Source organism: Desulfomonile tiedjei DSM 6799 (assembly GCF_000266945.1).
Classification (GTDB): Bacteria; Desulfobacterota; Desulfomonilia; order Desulfomonilales; family Desulfomonilaceae; genus Desulfomonile; species Desulfomonile tiedjei.
In genome coordinates this window covers 2,878,698-2,896,885 of record NC_018025.1, presented here as the reverse complement: position 1 = coordinate 2,896,885, position 18,188 = coordinate 2,878,698, and the positions used below count along the sequence as shown (strand labels likewise).

Annotated in this window: 17 protein-coding genes; 11 read left to right on the top strand and 6 right to left on the bottom strand. The window is 50.6% G+C overall.

Annotated features, from left to right (window positions below):
• Positions 1 to 52: 52 nt before the first annotated feature.
• Both DESTI_RS12175 and DESTI_RS12170 read right to left on the bottom strand, forming a co-directional pair.
• Positions 53 to 445, bottom strand: coding sequence for a hypothetical protein (locus DESTI_RS12175; protein WP_014810264.1), 393 nt, complete (start codon positions 443 to 445; stop codon positions 53 to 55).
• Between the two features lie 164 nt (positions 446 to 609).
• Positions 610 to 903 carry an antibiotic biosynthesis monooxygenase family protein gene (locus tag DESTI_RS12170; protein ID WP_014810263.1) on the bottom strand — a complete coding sequence of 98 codons (294 nt, stop codon included), beginning with the start codon at positions 901 to 903 and terminating at the stop codon, positions 610 to 612.
• 219 nt (positions 904 to 1,122) lie between these two features.
• On the opposite strand from DESTI_RS12170, the gene DESTI_RS28820 reads away from it, so the two are divergent.
• From DESTI_RS28820 to DESTI_RS12145, 5 genes are all read left to right on the top strand, one after another.
• A complete protein-coding gene (locus DESTI_RS28820) occupies positions 1,123 to 3,336 on the top strand; it encodes a tetratricopeptide repeat protein (protein WP_014810262.1) in 2,214 nt (737 codons plus the stop codon).
• Between the two features lie 256 nt (positions 3,337 to 3,592).
• On the top strand, positions 3,593 to 4,453 hold the full coding sequence (locus DESTI_RS12160) for a sulfide/dihydroorotate dehydrogenase-like FAD/NAD-binding protein (RefSeq protein WP_014810261.1): 861 nt from the start codon (positions 3,593 to 3,595) through the stop codon (positions 4,451 to 4,453).
• Positions 4,453 to 5,865 (top strand): NADPH-dependent glutamate synthase, encoded by a 1,413-nt coding sequence (gene gltA / locus DESTI_RS12155; RefSeq protein WP_014810260.1) that lies wholly within the window; start codon positions 4,453 to 4,455, stop codon positions 5,863 to 5,865. Before DESTI_RS12160 ends, gltA begins: the two co-directional genes overlap by 1 nt.
• A gap of 72 nt (positions 5,866 to 5,937) precedes the next feature.
• Complete coding sequence (locus DESTI_RS12150) at positions 5,938 to 6,291, top strand: hypothetical protein (RefSeq protein WP_157212154.1); 354 nt, start codon at positions 5,938 to 5,940, stop codon at positions 6,289 to 6,291.
• Between the two features lie 21 nt (positions 6,292 to 6,312).
• On the top strand, positions 6,313 to 6,618 hold the full coding sequence (locus DESTI_RS12145; RefSeq protein ID WP_157212153.1) for a hypothetical protein: 306 nt from the start codon (positions 6,313 to 6,315) through the stop codon (positions 6,616 to 6,618).
• Positions 6,619 to 6,620: 2 nt separating this feature from the next.
• Here the strand turns inward: DESTI_RS12145 and DESTI_RS12140 are convergent, their stop codons facing one another.
• The 4 genes from DESTI_RS12140 to DESTI_RS12125 form a co-directional block, all read right to left on the bottom strand.
• Entirely contained in the window at positions 6,621 to 6,998 is a 378-nt protein-coding gene (locus DESTI_RS12140; protein ID WP_041286171.1) for a cereblon family protein, read from the bottom strand.
• A 205-nt stretch (positions 6,999 to 7,203) separates the two neighbouring features.
• Entirely contained in the window at positions 7,204 to 8,217 is a 1,014-nt protein-coding gene (locus tag DESTI_RS12135) for a lysozyme family protein (protein WP_014810256.1), read from the bottom strand.
• Positions 8,218 to 8,243: 26 nt separating this feature from the next.
• Positions 8,244 to 8,819, bottom strand: a complete 576-nt coding sequence (locus tag DESTI_RS12130) for a hypothetical protein (protein WP_014810255.1) — start codon at positions 8,817 to 8,819, stop codon at positions 8,244 to 8,246.
• Positions 8,816 to 10,117: a hypothetical protein gene (locus DESTI_RS12125; RefSeq protein WP_014810254.1), complete on the bottom strand. Its 1,302-nt coding sequence runs from the start codon at positions 10,115 to 10,117 to the stop codon at positions 8,816 to 8,818. The genes DESTI_RS12130 and DESTI_RS12125 overlap by 4 nt, the downstream gene beginning before the upstream one ends.
• Before the next feature lie 285 nt (positions 10,118 to 10,402).
• Between DESTI_RS12125 and DESTI_RS12120 the strand changes: the two genes are divergently transcribed.
• The 6 genes from DESTI_RS12120 to DESTI_RS12100 all read left to right on the top strand — a co-directional run bounded on the left by DESTI_RS12120 (position 10,403) and on the right by DESTI_RS12100 (position 18,182).
• The gene (locus DESTI_RS12120; RefSeq protein ID WP_083846722.1) at positions 10,403 to 11,851 is read left to right on the top strand and encodes a tetratricopeptide repeat protein; all 1,449 of its coding nucleotides are present in this window, start codon (positions 10,403 to 10,405) and stop codon (positions 11,849 to 11,851) included.
• Between the two features lie 54 nt (positions 11,852 to 11,905).
• Positions 11,906 to 14,854: a UvrD-helicase domain-containing protein gene (locus DESTI_RS12115; RefSeq protein ID WP_014810252.1), complete on the top strand. Its 2,949-nt coding sequence runs from the start codon at positions 11,906 to 11,908 to the stop codon at positions 14,852 to 14,854.
• A 124-nt stretch (positions 14,855 to 14,978) separates the two neighbouring features.
• Positions 14,979 to 15,140 carry a hypothetical protein gene (locus tag DESTI_RS30735; RefSeq protein ID WP_014810251.1) on the top strand — a complete coding sequence of 54 codons (162 nt, stop codon included), beginning with the start codon at positions 14,979 to 14,981 and terminating at the stop codon, positions 15,138 to 15,140.
• A 126-nt stretch (positions 15,141 to 15,266) separates the two neighbouring features.
• Entirely contained in the window at positions 15,267 to 15,482 is a 216-nt protein-coding gene (locus DESTI_RS12110; RefSeq protein ID WP_157212152.1) for a hypothetical protein, read from the top strand.
• A 182-nt stretch (positions 15,483 to 15,664) separates the two neighbouring features.
• Positions 15,665 to 17,080, top strand: a complete 1,416-nt coding sequence (locus DESTI_RS12105) for a protein kinase domain-containing protein (protein WP_014810249.1) — start codon at positions 15,665 to 15,667, stop codon at positions 17,078 to 17,080.
• Positions 17,081 to 17,201: 121 nt separating this feature from the next.
• Positions 17,202 to 18,182 (top strand): hypothetical protein, encoded by a 981-nt coding sequence (locus DESTI_RS12100; protein ID WP_014810248.1) that lies wholly within the window; start codon positions 17,202 to 17,204, stop codon positions 18,180 to 18,182.
• Positions 18,183 to 18,188: the final 6 nt, after the last annotated feature.

Below are 18,188 nucleotides of genomic sequence, written 5' to 3'. Positions count from 1 at the left end.
GAAGAGATCAGGACTTTCAGTTCGGCGATTTCCTTGAATGCGGATTCGGCACCTACTTGGATTTCTTTTTGGGTTCCTGCTTGCCTTTTCCTGCAGCGGGAGCTTTGCCTCCACCCTTCTTCTTGGGCTCGGGGGGAGCTTCTTCCGCTTTCTTCTTGCTCTTCTTGATCTCGCCTTTCATCAAAGCAACTCTCTCGGCTTCTTTCTCCGCCAAACGCTGCTCTTTTCGTTCCTTTAGTTTCTTGGTTTGATCGTCAAGAAAGCCAATCCGTGCAATCGCAGCGTCCACTTGTTTGATTCTGGCTTTTATGCTCCTCAACAGGGGATCTTTTTCGATCTTCTGTTCCGGAATCCCCTTCTCTTTCAGAAAAGCTGTTCGGGCTTCCGACTGCTGGATAAATCGTGCTTTCTGCTCGTTTCTGGTTTCGATAGTCTCCGACGGCATGCATCACCTCTTTAGAGTCCCTGTAAAACACAGAACCTTACCTTTAAAACACCCCACGTGTCAAGGTGTTCCCGGAGAATCAGAGAGATGCTTCGCCGTTTCCTCGTGAAATCTCTCGTGGATCCTTGGTTCATGGGTATCACCTGATTGTGAAGCATATCACCTCAGGTTCGAATAACCTCGTACAGCCCTGGATAGTGGGGAAAAATCTCGCTGTAAGGTTCTGTGAGTTCCTTGAATTCTTCGCTCCCAATCACCGCTTGAAAATCCTCTGCCGATTGCCACTCTGCTATGTTGATCAAGTGAAAGCGAGCCCATGGCACGATTGCTCTATGCAATCGCGTCGAAATATAGCCAGGCTGTCTTTTCATGAATTCTGCAACTCTCTCCCAGAATTCCAGAGCTTCCTGTTCTTTGCCCGGCGGGACTTCGAATGCATTTATCAGGGTTACAGCCATAATTCAGTCCTTCTTCATTCAAAGGTCACACATCGATCGCGATCGATCGCAATCCGAAGACTGTGCTCGAGTCTGTATGCTTGGAAATAAGAGAATGAGAAATAGTTCCCGTCAGAACGACCTTTCCTTCGCACTTGTTTTCCTGTGTCAATAGGTTGATACTATTCAAGCACTAAATACCGTGACGGAATCGTCTCGTAACACGCGTAGAAAGCCCGTATGAAATCGCGCAAGATAAAGAAAGCTCCGGGCAAAGCCCAAAAAAGCGAACAGTCACAAATTTCCGGAAGAAAAGAGAAGATTTCGGACACTGAACCAACGCAACATGCAGGATTTCGATTCCGCGATGTGCTATTCGGTCTGGTTGTCTGTTTGGCATTCTTCTTCTTGGTAGAAAGTGCCCTGCGATTGGCCGGATTCCCTCCCCAAACCGAAGGTGGCGATCCGTTTGTAGGTTTTTCCGGAATTCATCCTCTTTTCAGAGTGGAAAACGGGATCGCACATACGGCACCCGAAAAGCTAAGGTATTTCAACGAAGCATCTTTTAAGGTACCCAAACCCTCGGGCACCGTAAGGGTGTTCTGTTTCGGCGGCTCCACAACGTACGGTCACCCCTTCGATGGGAGGACCTCATTTCCACGATGGCTCCAGGATTTGTTAAACGCTGCCGATCCTCAACACACCTATGAAGTGTTGAATGCCGGTGGAATTTCTTACGCTTCGTACAGAATTCTCCCCATAATCGAAGAGACGCTCAAGTACCAGCCCGATCTGATGGTCGTATACACCGGCCAGAATGAATTCCTGGAGAGAAGGACATATTCCGGATTACTGGATAAGCCTTCGGGATTCCTTGCTCTAGGGGCACGGTTGGAAAGCTTTCACACGTTCCGGGCACTCCAACTACTTCTTCAACCCTTTACGTCCGCCGACCGGAAAACAAGTCCGAGTCCCAAGTTATCGCAAGACAGCCGTAAACCGGTGCTCCAGGGAGAGGTCTCGGCTATTCTCGATAGAAGTGCAGGATTAGAGCTGTACCACAGAGATGATGTATTTGCGAAAGGTGTGGAAGAACACCTCGATCACAACCTCAGGGCCATCATATCTACGTGTACGAAAGCAGGTGTACGTCTCATTCTCGTACACCCCGCGTCGAATCTCAAAGACTTTTCACCGTTCAAATCTGAAAGCTCGCCTGAATTATCTGCTGCAGATAAACGAGAGATAATGTCGAACGCCGGTCGACTGGAGAAAGTCTTCGAATCGGGCGATTTTCAGGCGACGCTCCAACCCATCCAAGAACTTATAGAGAAAGACCGACTCAATGCGAAACTGCACTTCCTGCACGGTCGGGCCTTGCTGAAGGCCAAGCAGTACGATGCGGCAAGACAGGCATTCGTGCGAGCGAAAGATCTGGACGTCTGTCCTCTGCGGTGCACGTCTGTCCTGGAGAACAAGATTCTATCCGTGGCGAAGGAAACGAAGACAGTTCTCGTGCCGTTCAAGGATGCTCTGGACGGGAAAGCTGCGCAATCGGGCGACAGATCGGGAATTCCGGGAAACGAGAGCTTCCTGGATCACGTGCATCCCACAATTGAAAATCATCAATTCCTGGCTGAGATGATTCTTGAAGAAATCCGCAAGAACGGATTTGTCAAAAGCACAAAGACTCTCTCCAGGGACGACATTCAGGTTGTGTACGACAAAGGAATGAGCAGCCTCGAACCCGAATATTTCGGCCTCAGGGATCTCAACCTGGCCAAGACATTACGATGGGCCGGCAAAAAGGAAGAAGCACGATTTGCGCTCCAAAAGGCAACTGAGCACCTGCCCGACAATATCGAAATCCACAAAATGCTGGGCAGCTACTATCTCGAAGACGGAGACCATGAAAAGGCAATCACGGAATACAAGACTGCGGTAGCACTTTCCAAAGAAGACCCCGAACTCATGTTTTCTCTTGCCGTGGCATATTATAGATCGGGAAAATCCAGTGATGCCGAGGGAATATATACAAAATTGATCAATCGTGAAAAACCGTTGGCCGAGGCCTATGGAAATCTCGCCATGATGTACCTTGAACAGGGACGTATAGCGGATGCATCGGCACTTCTTAAGAATGCTTTGGATCAGAATCCGGATGCATCGGTTCTTTTCTCACCCTATGCCTTGGCACTTGCCATGTCGGATCGAGTTGAAGAGGCTGTTCCCTGGATGATTCGTGCGGTAGATGCAGAGCCGGGCGACTCGGCGGCTCTCTACAATCTTGCTGGTATGTACGCCATCTCCGGGAAGACAGAAAAAGCTTTGGACACGCTGGACCGCGCGCTTCATGCGGGATATTCAAATTGGGAAAAATTGTCTCGCGACCCGGTCTTCCACTCAGTGCGAAGTACACCGGAATTCGAGAGAATTTTGCAGCGAATTCGCTGATCTGAATCCCTCGTCCGACGTGGAATTTGATTGATCCGAACCAATGAATTATGCTACGGTTCTTGTCTGCGATTTCCTTGAAGATGTCGCCTCAGAAACCGCGCAATCACATGATCTGGCACATAGGGTGGAACAGTCGGTGTTCAGCCCTTTGAAAAGAACTGTCGGCATGATCGGCTGAAGACCGGATCATGCCTTTTGATCGTTCACTCAGGAGAAGTCAGTTCTTCAACACCCCTAGGAGGTTCTTTTTAAGATGTTTGAAATCCTCGAAAAAGAGCGAATCGGCCCCGGAGTCAACAGGGCCGTGATCTTTGCTCCGGAAATTGCCCGAGCTCACAAGCCCGGCCAGTTCATCATTCTCAGAACACATGCAGACGGTGAAAGAATTCCCCTGACCATAGCGGACAAAGACGCTGATAAAGGCACAATTACGCTCGTCTGGCAGGAAGTGGGAGTCACAACCTATTACATGGGAACCATGTGTGTTGGCGACAAACTGCAGGATCTGTGCGGTCCTCTCGGCAAACCGACGCACATAGAGAAATTCGGAACCGTGGTTGGCATAGGCGGCGGTATCGGAGTCGCTCCGTTGTTTCCCATCACAAAAGGTATGCATGATGCCGGTAACCACGTGATAACCATCGTGGGAGCACGCACTGAAGGCCTCCTCATTATGACCGAAGACATGAGAAAAGTCAGTGACGAACTTCTCATAGCCACAGATGACGGCTCTTTCGGTATTCACGGTTTTGTCACTCAGGTTTTGCAAAGTCTCATCGACAAAGGTACGAAGATCGATCTTTGTGTTGCTATCGGTCCTGTGCCCATGATGAGAGCTGTGGTCAAAGTGACAAAAGCAGCTAATCTGCCCACGGTAGTCAGCCTCAACCCCATCATGGTGGATGGCACGGGTATGTGTGGAGCATGCCGTGTGGAAGTAGGCGGAAAGACCATGTTCGGGTGCGTGGATGGTCCTGAATTTGATGGTCATGAAGTTGATTTTGAACTTCTGATGAAACGGCTGGCCATGTACAAAGGACCGGAACTGATAGCCTTGAATAAATTCCGGGAAACAGACCGGGGCTGCCAGTGCACATTTCCGGGAGGTGCCTAATGTCCGAACAACAAAAACCGAAGAAACCGAAGATTCCCAGGCAAAAGATGCCTGAACAGAATCCTATAGAGCGGGCGCACAATTTCTACGAAGTAGCTCTTGGGTATGATAACGATCTCGCACTCTTGGAAGCGAGCCGCTGCCTTCATTGCAAGAAACCCTATTGCATGGCCGGATGCCCAGTGGAAGTGGATATTCCCGATTTCGTGGAAATGGTCAAGAAAGGCGATTTTATCGGCGCTGCGTGGAAAGTGAAGGAGAAGAACAGCCTGCCGCGCATTGCCGGCCGCGTGTGTCCCCAGGAATCCCAGTGCGAATCTAAGTGTGTCCTTGGGAAAAAAGGCGAGCCCTGCGCAATCGGACGGTTGGAACGATTCGTTGCAGATTATGCAGCAGTTCATGGAGAAGGCAAGACTCCAGAATTGCCCAAACCCACTGGGCTACGCGTGGGAGTTGTGGGTTCAGGACCGGCAGGTCTGACTCTGGCTGGAGCACTCATCAAGAAGGGCGTGGCTGTGACGGTTTTCGAAGCGCTTCATGAACTTGGTGGGGTTCTGGTCTACGGCATCCCCGAGTTCCGTTTGCCGAAAGCTATCGTCAAGTCGGAAGTCGACGAGTTGCGCAAACTCGGAGTGGAATTCAAGACAAACTGGGTTGTGGGAAGAATCGAAACTGTCGACGACCTGCTGGAAAAAGCGAAGTTCGATGGCGTGTTCATCGGAACCGGAGCGGGTGCTCCCCTCTTCTTGAAGATTCCGGGAGAGAACCTGAACGGTGTCTATTCCGCGAACGAATTTCTCACTCGTGCAAATCTCATGAAGGCCTATCTCTTTCCGCAATCCGATACACCAACGGCAAAAGGCCGCAGGGTCGTCGTATTCGGAGGCGGAAACGTGGCTATGGACTCTGCCAGAAGTGCTTTACGCCTCGGAGCCGAAGAAGTCACCATCGTCTATCGCAGAACTATGGAAGAACTGCCCGCCAGAGCGGAAGAAGTGCATCATGCAGTGGAAGAAGGGATTAAATTCCAGTTGCTCACTGCCCCGACAGAAATCATCGGGAATGAAACCGGTTGGGCAGTAGGCGTGCACTGTCAGAAAATGGTGCTGGGCGAGCCCGACAATTCGGGAAGAAGACGCCCCATGCCCACGGATGAGTTCTTCGATATCGAATGCGATACAGTAATCGTCTCCATCGGCAATGGAGCGAACCCTCTGGTTCCCAGCACCACGAAGAATCTGGAAACCAACAAGTGGGGAAATATTGTTGCCGATCTGGAAACCGGTAAGACCTCGAAGGATCGCGTTTGGGCAGGCGGTGACATAGTTACTGGAGCCGCCACGGTCATTCTCGCTATGGGAGCCGGCAGAAAGGCTGCGTTATCCATGCTCGATACCTTCGGCATAAAATAGACGACTGGATTGCGGTCTCCTACGGGAACCTAATCAGGGGACCGCAGTCTTATATTCACCATAGATCACCGATTGGATGACGAGATTACCCTCAGGATGCGCGTATCAATAAGAACAGCGTTGTTACTTTCTTTTTTTATGTTGATTGCCATCATCGCGAATGGGGCGCCGATTCAAATCGTGGACGGGGTAATTGTGGACGTGAAAGATGAAAACGTCTGGATCGTTGCCAAAGGTGATGCCCAACAGCCCCGCAAGTTTTTATTGAGATGGAACGCCCGATTCGACCCGCCAAGACTTCCGCTTAAAGGCGACCGTGTGCGTGTCCTCTACAAGGACAAAGACGAAGGTGCGGTCATCTACGGCTTAAACTACCTCCAAACACCGTGGGAAGTCTCGGGAACACAATCCGATTCAGGCATTTAAGGATTCAGAACTGGTCCGGGAATGAACATTTTTTTGTTGTTGAAAGCAGGGTTCCTGGGTTTTGCTCTTTCTTTGGGAGCCTTGATGCTGGTCTTTTTTATAGCGGGAAAGTTCATGAGCACTTCCGGACGCAGCTTTATCCGGGTGTTCTTGCTCGCAGGGATCGTATCCTTTTTGATCACCTATGTGTTTCTCCATTTCAAGCTGACCGACTACAGAGACATGGATGCGATGCTTTTTCTTGCAGGTTGTGTGGGAGGATGGTTGAGCGGGATTATTGCCGGACTGACTCACATGAAGAAATTGCTCTTGAATTTACACCGCTAATATCACGTTCCATCATCTGCCGATACGGACTCCACAGCCTCCTGTAACACCCCGAAAAAGCCGTGTATATCCATGTGTTCGTTGCCTCTGTCATATTTCCATCCAAGATGATGAAGGCAACGGGCGCACATCAAGAAGCGCCACCCGAACCCGGAAAACCAGGAATGCTCGAAATAAAGATCGTGGTGAACGATGACGTTCTCGCAATGATGAAATGTTCTGAAATTGCATTGCACGCCGGAAGGATTGACGAAGGAATGAGAATCTGCGCCGTTAATCCTGAATAATTGTCCGGAATCGGTGATAAAAATCCCGCACCATGCGCAGTGAAAAGACTGTCGATTCTTATCGTTGCGGTCCGTCTTTACATACGCAAGCATGAGGACCTCGTGTGAGTCATACCAATGTGCGTTCAAATAAGTAACATCTGGCAAATCCGGTCCCGGCAAGTCTCCGAAGCGAAGTCAGGCGGTGCCGTTCGTAGCGAAGGAGATTTGCCGAGACCGGAAAATAACAGGTGTCTCAATATTCCCTCTATGAAAGCACATTGGGATTAGAAGACTTCAATAATCACAGAATAATCACTTATGGCGCAAGGTAACCTTCACGAACCAGCAATTCGCGAACCTTGGTTTCTTTCCCTTTCGGTACTCTGAGAGGAAAACCGGACGGGCTTCTCTTATCAGGTTTGGGCAGTACCCCTGTGGAAGGATCGACTCCCGGATTCATCTCCCATATGGATCTGGGATTGGTTCCGCACCAATCGGCGACCACGTAAAGCGGAAGCTCTTTCGATAGCTTGAGACGATCCATAAAATGGTATGCCAACGAAGGCAAAGGCGGAACATCAACGCCATAGAACTCTCTATGGGTGGAGATGATTTTCAAAGCAACGAGCCTGGGGATAAGGATTTCCGAATAGTGTGGCATCACCAGATCCCAGTAACCGAAACCCGGCGATTTGGCTACCACCGCTTCAATTTTGTCAGACCCGTCGACGAAGGAGCATATCGTCAGGAGCCAATCGGAAGACTGGTTCTTTCGAGCATAGGTCTGGAGAAGCGTGCAAGCAATTCTCGTGGACAGGACAGGATCTCTGCGGTCGTCCCAATCATTGGTTTGAACCCAGGGAACAGCCGAATCTTTCTTATCCTTGGCATTGCCCAGAGCCCACCAACCAATTCCCCCGGACCGAGAGCGGGCATTCGGCATGAGATCGCTCAGGAGCGTTGGAAGATAAATGAGATCGGCCGGAACCTTCTCGTCCGCCAGGACCTTCTTAATTGTGGGACCGTACACTGCGAGACGATCGAACCATTCCATCATCCCTGCTTTTCTATCCATCAGCAAATAGTTGATCTGATCGGAGACGCGAGAGACGACGTCCTGGCGTTCCAGCGGGATCTTCACGTCAGCGAAGGAAAATCCCCGCTTTACAAGGTCCGGAGGCAGCACATACGAGGCTCTGGAGTATGCACCGGGATCCGCGGCCGAGCACAAGTTACTTGTTAGTAAGGAGAATGAGACGATGTATAGAAAGGGAATCAGGAATTTCCTGGTTAACGAAAGCGGCCTTTTCAGATAGAAATATTCAGACATGGAGTCCTTTGTACCCTTTTCAGGGATTATCGATAATAGCCATAGCCCTGGTACCCGGGCCATGAGTTCTGGTATTGGCCTCCCATCCAGCGATCCTGCTGTTGTCTCTCCTGAGAATACGATCCTGAAGAGGAGTGGTCGTTCTTATATTGGACATAGGCCTCGTCCAGAAGCAATTCCTGCAATTCGGCCAGAAGTTTTTCCCGTTCGCGAGCAACGGCTCCGGGACCGGAAGCCGCCGAACCGCCTTTCTTGCCGGAACCGGCGCAACGACGCCACTGATCGTAAGCGGTTTTTTCGGTTTCTGCAGAACGCCTGCACGCTTCTTCCAATTCTGATAGACGACTTTTCCGATCCTTGAGCACATATTGAATTGCGCCAGCCATATCCATCTTGGCTGCGCCGGAAAGCAGCTCTTGAATCTTCGGGGTAATCGATTCCTGCTTGGCATTGCGATGCTCGTTCATATCTTTTTGGAGTAAAGCGAAAGCATCCGACCATCGGGTTTGTTCGGAATCACAGAGGGTTTGGGCAAACACATAACCCGGAATAAATGCACAGATAATTACCAGAACCATGCTCAATTTCGATGTTCGAATCATGACTCATCCCCCCCTCGTCTCAGAAAGAAACCAAAGAAATCACTCGAGTAACTACGATCATATCTGTCCAAAGTATAATTCTTCTGGTCCGGCGAGAGTTTAGCCTTCTTTGCGGTCCCACCGCTCGGATCGAAATAATACAGATTACCCACGACATTGTGAGGATTTGCGTCGGCATGAATTGCTCGATCGCAGCCTGCGAGTACCAACGCTTTGGCAAGGTCTTTCGTACTGATGTGATGTCCTATAGCAAACACCAGATTCCCGTCAGGCCTGATACCGAAAGCACTTCTCGTGGCAATGAACCAGTCGGCCCCATAGGTGTTCACCTGACCGCCGCCATAGCCGCCCCACCAGTTCTGCTCGGCAGATTGCTGCTGGTCTTCCACAAGAAGAAAACCGAGTCCTATTTCCGAATCGGACTTCTTCCCGGCTTTTACAATGGAATCCACCACCTTACCGTCTTTAACGATTAAGTGCCGGAGTTGACGTGCGTCTTTTACCATGGAAAGAGGAATTCCCTCGTTCCATTCGAGAACGTCCACCGAATTGTCTTTGTACGTGACAATTGTCGCTACTCCATGGGCCAGAGGTTTCAGCACTTTGCCGCGGAATACCGCACCACCCTCACCTGAGTGCTTCTGTTTCCAGAGCGCATTCGTCACGCATACCATCTGGCTCCGTAAATCCGGTTCAACTGATGAAGCAGCCATTCCTGCCCAGGGCTCGGTTGAACCGATGTAGAGGTTCATTGTAAGGCGTTTCATGTCGAGTACGAGCATGTGAGCCACTGCATTGGGGTATTCCAAGCTGGGTCTATAGCTCGTGCGAAACCCGATCGGGCGCCCGTCCTTATCGGTCGGCATTCCCTGAGAAGTCCACACTCCTTCTCCAGGCATGGGCGGTGTGACGTACAATGGAGGTATATTCTTCGGAGCCAAGACACGGAGCTGCGCGAGCGAAGGTTCGGGTCCGACGTCGCCCAGGGCTCCCACTGCTACGGTGGCACTCTTGGAATCGGCCATACGAGGTTTCAAGGCGATGGTGCGCTGAGGAGTCTCATCTTCTCCTGCCGTCGAATCAACTGACTCCCCATCCGGTTTCCGCGTCGGATCTGCCACGGGATTTGCAGGCCGTTCAGATTCTCTACCGTTTCCTTCTGCTCGAGCAACCGCAGTGGGCTTCAGTTTGGGCTTGCCGCCCCACAGTATGAATTCCCATACGGGTGGCGATTCGTCAAAAGAATCTGCACTGCACGTTATTGAAACTGAAAGTTGGAGAACCAGAAAAAGAAACATCAAAAAACGACTGCTTCCATGACTCCGAATCGTTCGCCGGCTTTGAACAATTGACAACAGATTGACCATCAGATATGCATACCCCCATTCTCGCGGTCAGACAGTGGAATATTTGAGTTTGCTCCCGAATAAGCGTTTTTCTCCGTACGCAATAATACGATCGATGCACCATAAACCTGGAGACCAACTGATTCTGCTTTTAACAATTCTGGTCCGTCAGGTCAAGTTGGCTCGAAATTCATTGTATCGTGTTGGCCGTTCTTTGCAACCGAAAGAAGGAGCCCTATGATGAAGACAATTGCATCCATCTTCTTATTAATTAGTCTGTGCACAATAGCTTCTGCGGATTCCCTGGAAGAATTGTTCGAGCGAGCCGAGACAGCGATCAGGTCGGGTGACACAACCGAGGCTATGGAACTGCTGGATAAAGCTGAAGAATTGGACCCCAAGAATCCGGCGATCAGTAACAACAAAGGAGTGATCCACGCTAAGAACAGGGACTGGGACGCTGCTCTGGAGAGTTTCAATCGTGCACTGGAATTCGATCCCGCGTATGCCGAAGCTTACACTAATCGGGGAATGGTGTATCAGGAACAGGGAGATTTTTCGCAAGCGCTCCTGGACTATTCCCGCGCTCTGGTGTGCGATCCTCAAAACATAACAGCGCTCTACAACCGTGCATCACTGAAATCTCGGCAAAATCAAAACAAAGAAGCACTCGAAGATATTAATCAGGTTCTTCGTATCGATCCACGCCAGAAGAAAGCGCGCGTTCTCCTGGGGAAGATTCATATCGTTTCGGGACTGCCTGACAAAGCTCTTAAGGAATTCCAGACGGTCCTGACCGGGGATCCGGAACAAGTTGAAGCGCTGGCCGGAAGCGGCGATGCACATTTCCTGAGCAGCAGATTCAGCGAGGCGGTCACATATTATTCGGAAGCATTGAAACGGCAGCCGACTCCATTACTGTACATGAATCGTTGCTCTGCACTTCTCAAATTGAACGATCCGGATAAAGCCCTGGAGGATTGCACCGAGAGCGTTCGGCTGGATCCGAACAATCCCGAAGGATTCTATAATCTTGGCAATTGCATGCAGGCTTTGAATCGTCACACGGAGGCTGTTGAAGCCTTTTCCAAAGCAATTGAAATCAACGAACAGACGCCGCGTTATTTTTATAACAGGGGCGTTTCTCTGTCCAAGCTCGGGGAATCTGAAAAAGCAGGGCGCGATTTCGATCAGGTCCTGCACATGAACCCGAAACATGCGGAGGCACTGACAAATCGTGGAGTCATCTACTGGATGAGTGGGGACACTCAATCTGCCACACAGGATTTCACGAAAGCGATAGAGCATGATTCCAAGCATGTGTTGGCTTACGTGAATCTGGCATCGGTGTACTTAAAGGACAATCAGGTGGACGAGTCAATTGCCGTCCTGGAACGAGCTTTGAAGGTCGCCCCGAAAGACAGGGAAGTGCTCCTCAGCCTGGGACACGCATGGATGGAAAAAGGAAAACTGGACAAAGCGCTTTCTTTCTACAAAAAGGCATTCGAACGATCGTCGACTCCGGATCAAAAGGCCGGAACTCTTCTGTTTACCGGACAGGCGTTCGAACGATCGGGAAATCCGTCGAAAGCATTGTCGAACTATACAACTGCGCTGGAATCAGCAGAAGATCCGGCACTCAAAACAACACTGACGAAAAAGATCGATGCGCTTCAGAAGCCTTGATATGAACTCTCTTCTTCAGAGTGTTTCGAAGAATCAGCCTAAAAGGAGGTCTTCGTGCATTATTTTGCCGACTTACATATACACTCCAAATACTCTATAGCCACTTCCCGGGACAGCAACCTCATTGAACTCACCCGCTGGGCTGTTTTAAAGGGGATCCGTGTACTCGCAACCGGAGATTTCACGCATCCTCAATGGTCTGCTGAAATAGAAGAAATGCTCGAGGAAGCGGAACATGGGCTGCTTCGGTTGAAGGACGAGTATTTGCCTGACATTGCGCCATTACCCGGCGGATTTGGCCCGGGAGACGTCCGGTTCATTCTCAATGTGGAAATCAGCTCGATTTACAAAAAGCATGGAGCCACTCGAAAAGTCCATAATCTCGTTTTCATGCCGGACAAGGATTCCATGAGGAAACTGAATGCCCGGCTGGATCGCATTGGCAACATACGATCGGACGGGAGACCGATTCTAGGGCTGGATAGCCGCAACCTGCTGGAAATCGCGCTCGAAGTCACTCCCGAGAGTTTTGTGATTCCGGCTCACGTGTGGACACCCTGGTTTTCCCTCCTGGGGTCCAAATCGGGATTCGATTCAGTGGAGGAGTGCTTCGAGGATCTATCTCCGTACATCTTTGCCCTGGAAACCGGACTTTCTTCAGATCCCGAGATGAACCGGAGAGTCAGTTCTCTCGATAATTACACGCTCATCTCCAATTCGGATACCCACTCGCCGTCACGATTGGGGCGAGAAGTCAATATCTTCGAAGGGATAGCGGGGTATCAGGCCATCAGAGAAGCCATCAGAACCGCTACTGGCGGCCGAACCGGCGAAGGCCGAGACGAAGCTCGTTTCATTGGAACAATCGAGTTCTTTCCCGAAGAAGGCAAGTACCACCTGGACGGCCACAGAAAATGTTCGGTCCGATTGGAGCCTTCCCAGACAGTTGCAGCCGGCGGAAGGTGCCCTGTTTGCGGCCATGTGGTCACTGTGGGAGTCGTAAACCGGGTGCACGAGCTTTCGGACCGGGAATCGGGAGACAGGCCCGGATTTTCACCTTTCTGGAGGATGCTGTCCCTCCCGGAAATCATCGCACAAACATTGGGTGTCGGACGTCAGAGCAAAAAAGTGGACGCAATTTACAGGGAGATCCTTTCCAAGCTGGGGCCGGAACTCGATTTATTGTGGTCTCTCGATCTCGAAACCGTGGCGCGAAAATCCCCTCTTATTGCGGAAGCACTCAAAAAGGTGCGTGACGGAAACGTTATCATCCAACCTGGATACGACGGAGAATACGGTACAGTGGAACTCTTCTCCCCGGGGGAACGGGAAAAACTCCTGGGACAGGAATCACTCCTGCCAGGACACAAGCCCATTCCTGCGCCTCGTACCAGATCGAAGCCGGTCGCTCGGAAACCTCGTGAAAAGATTTCCCCGAAGATCGACTGTGTTGCCCCGGAGCTTGCCGCGGTCGAACTGAACGAGCAACAGCACTTGGCCGCATCTGTGTTTGACAAGCCTGTTCTCGTCCAGGCCGGTCCCGGCACGGGAAAAACCCGCACGCTCATTGCCCGGATAACTCAGGCCGTTCAGAACGGAATTGCCGATCCACAACATACTGTTGCTGTGACGTTCACTCGTAAAGCCGCGCAGGAAGTACGGGATCGGTTGGCAGAGGCACTTCCAGAGGAAAAAGCCGAGCAGTGCTGGGCTGGAACGTTCCATCAGTTGGGTATTCGGCTGCTGAAGTTCTTTGCGGATCAAGGAATCTGTCCGCCGCCCGATTCGATACTCACATGGGATCAGGCACTCGAGTTTTTTGTCGAGTCAATCAAATCGGCCGGAATGAAAGTCCCCGGTACTCACCGTTCGATGCTTGAGACAATCAGCTCGTGCAAGCAGAAGCTCATACGTTGGGATCGGTGCGAAAACCCTGAACTTGCGCGGGCATATTCCCTTTACCAGCAGCACCTTGAAAAGGAGGGACTGCTCGATCTGGACGATCTGCTGATGAAACCTGCCGATCTGCTACGCTCCCATCGCGACCAGGCTGAAGCTTTTTCCCGAACATACGCTCGTCACCTGTGCATTGACGAATTTCAGGATACGAATCTCGCGCAATACAGCATGGTACGGTCTCTCGCTGGAACTGACGGTGCAGGGCTCTTTGCCATCGGAGATCCCGATCAGGCGATTTATGGTTTTCGTGGAGCGGATCGCCGATTCTTCCTCACATTCGAGCAGGATTATCCTTCAGTCTGCAAGATAAATCTGGGAACCAATTATCGATCCAAAGCGCCGATTTTCAAGTTTTCACGACACGTTCTTGACCATACAGGTCTATCGGAAAATCTCACTGCTCACAGACAGGGGAAAGCCAAACCGAAAATCGTGCATGTGCCGACCGAAGTTTATGAGGCGGAGTTCATATCCAGAACCATCGATGCAATCATTGGCGGCACTTCTTTTTTTTCCAAAGATTCAGGCAGGGCGGAAGAAGGTTCCGGCAATTACGGATTCCGTGATTTTGCAGTTCTTTTTCGCCTGAATTCAGTGGGCGATGCATTGGAAGCTAAATTCAAGTCATCCGGAATTCCCTTTCAGAGAGCCAGAAAATCTTCTCCAACGGAGGAGGCGGAAGCGTACGACCCCAGAGCGGAATCCGTAGCTCTCATGACAATACACGCCGCAAAAGGCCTTGAATTTCCAGTAGTATTTATTGCAGGATGCGAGGACGGAATCATCCCGCACATCGTGGGAAACGGTGACGGTCCCGATTGCACTGATTGGGACGAAGAACGCCGGGTGCTCTACGTAGGGATGACCCGCGCGGCAGATATGCTCTACATGACCTATTCCACGCGTCGGGTATTCAGAGGAAAGGTCCGTGAACTCCCGTGTTCTCGCTTCATATCCGAAACTCGAAAGGACCTCTGTGAATTTGTTAAACCAGCATCCAAGGCACGGCCGCGGTCGCCTCATCAATGCGACTTGTTCGACTAGTTTTAGATGCGGTAATTCCGTCGTTCTCTATGGTTCTGCGTTCGACCGTACATGCTATCGATCGAAGCGTCTCTTTGACTTGCGGGAGCTGATTCGTGTACATTGATGTCAGGAGGAGCGTACTATGGATTATCTGGCTTATTCTTTAATTGCTGCTGCCGATTTTCATGGAACGGAATGGGGTTCTTTGTTCTCTTACTGGGCCTGGGCTTTCTGGGTCGGTTCGGTTCTGGGATTCATCGGAATTGCCATAGGTTTCTTCATGAAGAACGATCTGTTAAAGTAATGTCGACGGTGTCAGCCTGAGGCTCAGAGGAGCGTTTTGCGTGCAATGAAACGTTGAGCCTTTTTGCGTCAATCCGGTGACCGCCGCATTATGTTCTAGAGAGTTCACATGCCCCAGGAGAGAAGATTGCATATCCCGAAAGAGGTGCCGGAAGACTTCGCAAATGCCGTCGCTACCGTATTGGTTCTGGGAATAGCCGGGGCCCATGCTTGGAATCATATTTATCTTCACCCGCCCGAGAAATCATTGCGATGGATAAGAGGCATATTGAGATCCAACGATTTGACCGGTCTGGTGCACTCTGATATTCAATGGTGGGAGAATCAACTCAGAGGACACTAGAAGCGTACCCCATGCCGGGAAGGACAGTGTCTTTCCATTACCCCTCCCATTAGATTTGATGGTATACTCTCTATCAGCCAAGCCGTAAGAGTTCGAAAATATTGCTCAGCATCGTCGATCGGTAATGGGGTCGATTACAATTTTCCTGCGCTTGCCCGGCACGTCTTTGGATGAGGAACTGAATGGGCACAAGACTGGATATTCAAGAATTCGTCAAAGATTATTGCAGAGGACTCAAGGATAGAGATCTGCTGGTCAAGTATGGCCTGAATCCTAAAGAGCTGATCGGAGTCGTGAGACGGCTCATAAACGACGGTCACATATCGAAAGATCAGTATTTCGATCGAAACAGAGTCATTCAGGAAATCGAGGCTCGACAGGAGAAGGATTTTCTGAAATCTCTCTATCATTGCCCGGTCTGCAGCCATATTCACCCTACTGCGTTCACCATATGTCCCGCGTGCGGGATCGACGTTACGAAGGAATCTATCCCCGACCCCGGACTCCAAGCCGTGGAATCCGAATCCTCGAATGACACGGCTTTAGTCATAATTCCCGAAAAAGAGAAAGTTCCCCAAGATCCCGTTGCCATTGCTCCGGAACCTCTTATGACGAGCCCGCCTGCAGTACCCGCGCAACCGGTGTCCGAGCCCGTGCCGGAAGAGTCATTCCCTGAAGAAGTACAGGATATGATCGGCATTCCGTTGGAGCAAGTTGCATTTTCTGACGAAACGCCGGAAGAAATCTCGCAAGGTTCATACAACCTTGTTGAAATACTGGAGCATTCTGCAGGATCGACTCTTTTTTCTGCACTTGATTCTTATGACGGAGAACGGCCGCTTCTCAATGTGCGAGTATTTCATCTCGAAGACACCGAGGACGGTATCGTTTCCGAATTCATGGAAAAGGCGTTTGCATATCAGTTCGCAATGAGAGACGCGAATATTCTGAAGGTGTACGGAAAGACATTTGTGGAAGGCAAGCCAACGCTCGTTTACGAACACATGCCGTCCAATCTGGAGTCTCTACTCAAGTCCACCCAAGACGGGATTTCTCTCGATCTGTTCATGGAGCTGCTTCCGCAATTGCTGAATGCCGTTGGATATTCCCACATGCATCGGGGGGCTGATGGAGTAGCACGAAGACTGCCTCACGGAGCATTAAGCCCAAGAAAGTTCCTCTTCGACCCGGACACTAATACTGTGAAATTGGATGAATGTGGCATTTGGAAGGCACTTGTGGAAGTCCGGGGATTCAAGCGACGCATGTTTGAGGAGCCCGAAGTGGACCCGGCAAACCTTGCCCCCGAGTGCTTCGTGCTGGATAGCAAGTTCGTAAATCATTTCTTTGCGGATATTTATGCTCTGGGAACGACTCTCTACAGGCTTGCCACAGGAAAGTGCGCATTCAAAGCTGCAGAAATCGAAGAATATCGCTTCGCTCATCTGAAAACTTTTCCTGTGCCTCCTCGGGTTCACAGATGGCAAATTCCGGCCTGGCTGGACGCTATGATTCTCAAGTGCCTGGAGAAGGAGTTGTCTCAGCGATGGAGAAGTGCCACCCAAATGGAGGTGACCATCGGAAAATCGTTCACCTGAGAAAGTCTTTCCCAAGCTCGAATGCTCATGAATGCATTCTCCGATGTTCACATGCGAGAACCACAGCCTTTTCAAAACGGTAGTTGATACGCAAGAATCTGTTCCAGGAGAGGTTTTTGCTTTGGATTCCATCGGACACACCTGCACATCATGTGAAAAGAGCATAAAGCAAGGCTACCCGTTTTGCCCGGCTTGCGGAGAATTGTCTCCGTCATCGATTTCTTCCGGAGATCTGGCGGTTGAGATTCAGGAAGTGCCCTCGAAAATACTGCGAACCAATGCAGTATCACTTATTCGGAGCTGGTTTCCTGAGGTCGATCTCTTCGAGGCGGACACGCGGCTATTCCGGGGCAGGTCCCTATTAGCAAGCGGAATTGACGAAGAATCGGCGGAACGCCTCATTCGTGCTCTCAAAGCAATCAACATTGAAGGAACAATTGTTCCCGGCGGACCAAAGAAGGTTTGGGAACAACTCTGGAATCCCGGTCTTATTTTGTCTGCTGCTGCCCTGATTGGAGCTCCGCTGTTTGGTGGACTTACCGCATTTCTGCTGTTGCTCGTTGCTCTTGTTGCACCGATCGCGGTTGCAGCGTTTCGGATGAAATATCGAAGACCGCTCGTTTCGGGGACCAGACCGGGTTTGCTCTCTGAGGGCTGGCGTGTTCTAGCCGGAGATTATGCAGAGGTGGTAAAGGGTTTGTCCGTCGACGACAGATCCAAGCTGGCCTCGATCATGGAAGAAGGTTTTGATCTGAGAAATCGACTCAAGGACCAATCCCTTCCTGCAGCGGCCGCGGGATCGGAAATGGGGGATCTGTACGTAAAATTGCGAGAAATTCTCAGCTCTGCAGTGCGGATCGGTCATGAAATAACAAAATTCCCGGAAGAAGCCCAACGGCTCAGAGGTGAACTTGACGACCTTTTCAGACTCTTGGAAAAAACCGTAACCTGGTTTGGTAGTCTCGATCAGGATTACAAACAGACGTCGCGACTTTCAGATGAGCTGGATACTATTATTCTCGGGATAGACAACATTGTTCGGGAGGTCCGCACCAAAGAGCCTCATACCATTCAGAGCCAGCAGCAGAAACTTGTGGAATAGTGCGAA

Bases quoted from the DNA above. Each gene is read 5' to 3' on its own strand.
- DESTI_RS12175 (WP_014810264.1), bottom strand. From the start codon at position 445: ATGCCGTCGGAGACTATCGAAACCAGAAACGAGCAGAAAGCACGATTT.
- gltA (WP_014810260.1), top strand. From the start codon at position 4,453: ATGTCCGAACAACAAAAACCGAAGAAACCGAAGATTCCCAGGCAAAAG.
- DESTI_RS12105 (WP_014810249.1), top strand. From the start codon at position 15,665: ATGGGCACAAGACTGGATATTCAAGAATTCGTCAAAGATTATTGCAGA.
- DESTI_RS28820 (WP_014810262.1), top strand. From the start codon at position 1,123: ATGAAATCGCGCAAGATAAAGAAAGCTCCGGGCAAAGCCCAAAAAAGC.
- DESTI_RS12140 (WP_041286171.1), bottom strand. From the start codon at position 6,998: ATGCTTGCGTATGTAAAGACGGACCGCAACGATAAGAATCGACAGTCT.
- DESTI_RS12120 (WP_083846722.1), top strand. From the start codon at position 10,403: ATGATGAAGACAATTGCATCCATCTTCTTATTAATTAGTCTGTGCACA.
- DESTI_RS30735 (WP_014810251.1), top strand. From the start codon at position 14,979: ATGGATTATCTGGCTTATTCTTTAATTGCTGCTGCCGATTTTCATGGA.
- DESTI_RS12170 (WP_014810263.1), bottom strand. From the start codon at position 903: ATGGCTGTAACCCTGATAAATGCATTCGAAGTCCCGCCGGGCAAAGAA.
- DESTI_RS12125 (WP_014810254.1), bottom strand. From the start codon at position 10,117: ATGTTTCTTTTTCTGGTTCTCCAACTTTCAGTTTCAATAACGTGCAGT.
- DESTI_RS12130 (WP_014810255.1), bottom strand. From the start codon at position 8,819: ATGATTCGAACATCGAAATTGAGCATGGTTCTGGTAATTATCTGTGCA.
- DESTI_RS12160 (WP_014810261.1), top strand. From the start codon at position 3,593: ATGTTTGAAATCCTCGAAAAAGAGCGAATCGGCCCCGGAGTCAACAGG.
- DESTI_RS12145 (WP_157212153.1), top strand. From the start codon at position 6,313: ATGAACATTTTTTTGTTGTTGAAAGCAGGGTTCCTGGGTTTTGCTCTT.
- DESTI_RS12135 (WP_014810256.1), bottom strand. From the start codon at position 8,217: ATGTCTGAATATTTCTATCTGAAAAGGCCGCTTTCGTTAACCAGGAAA.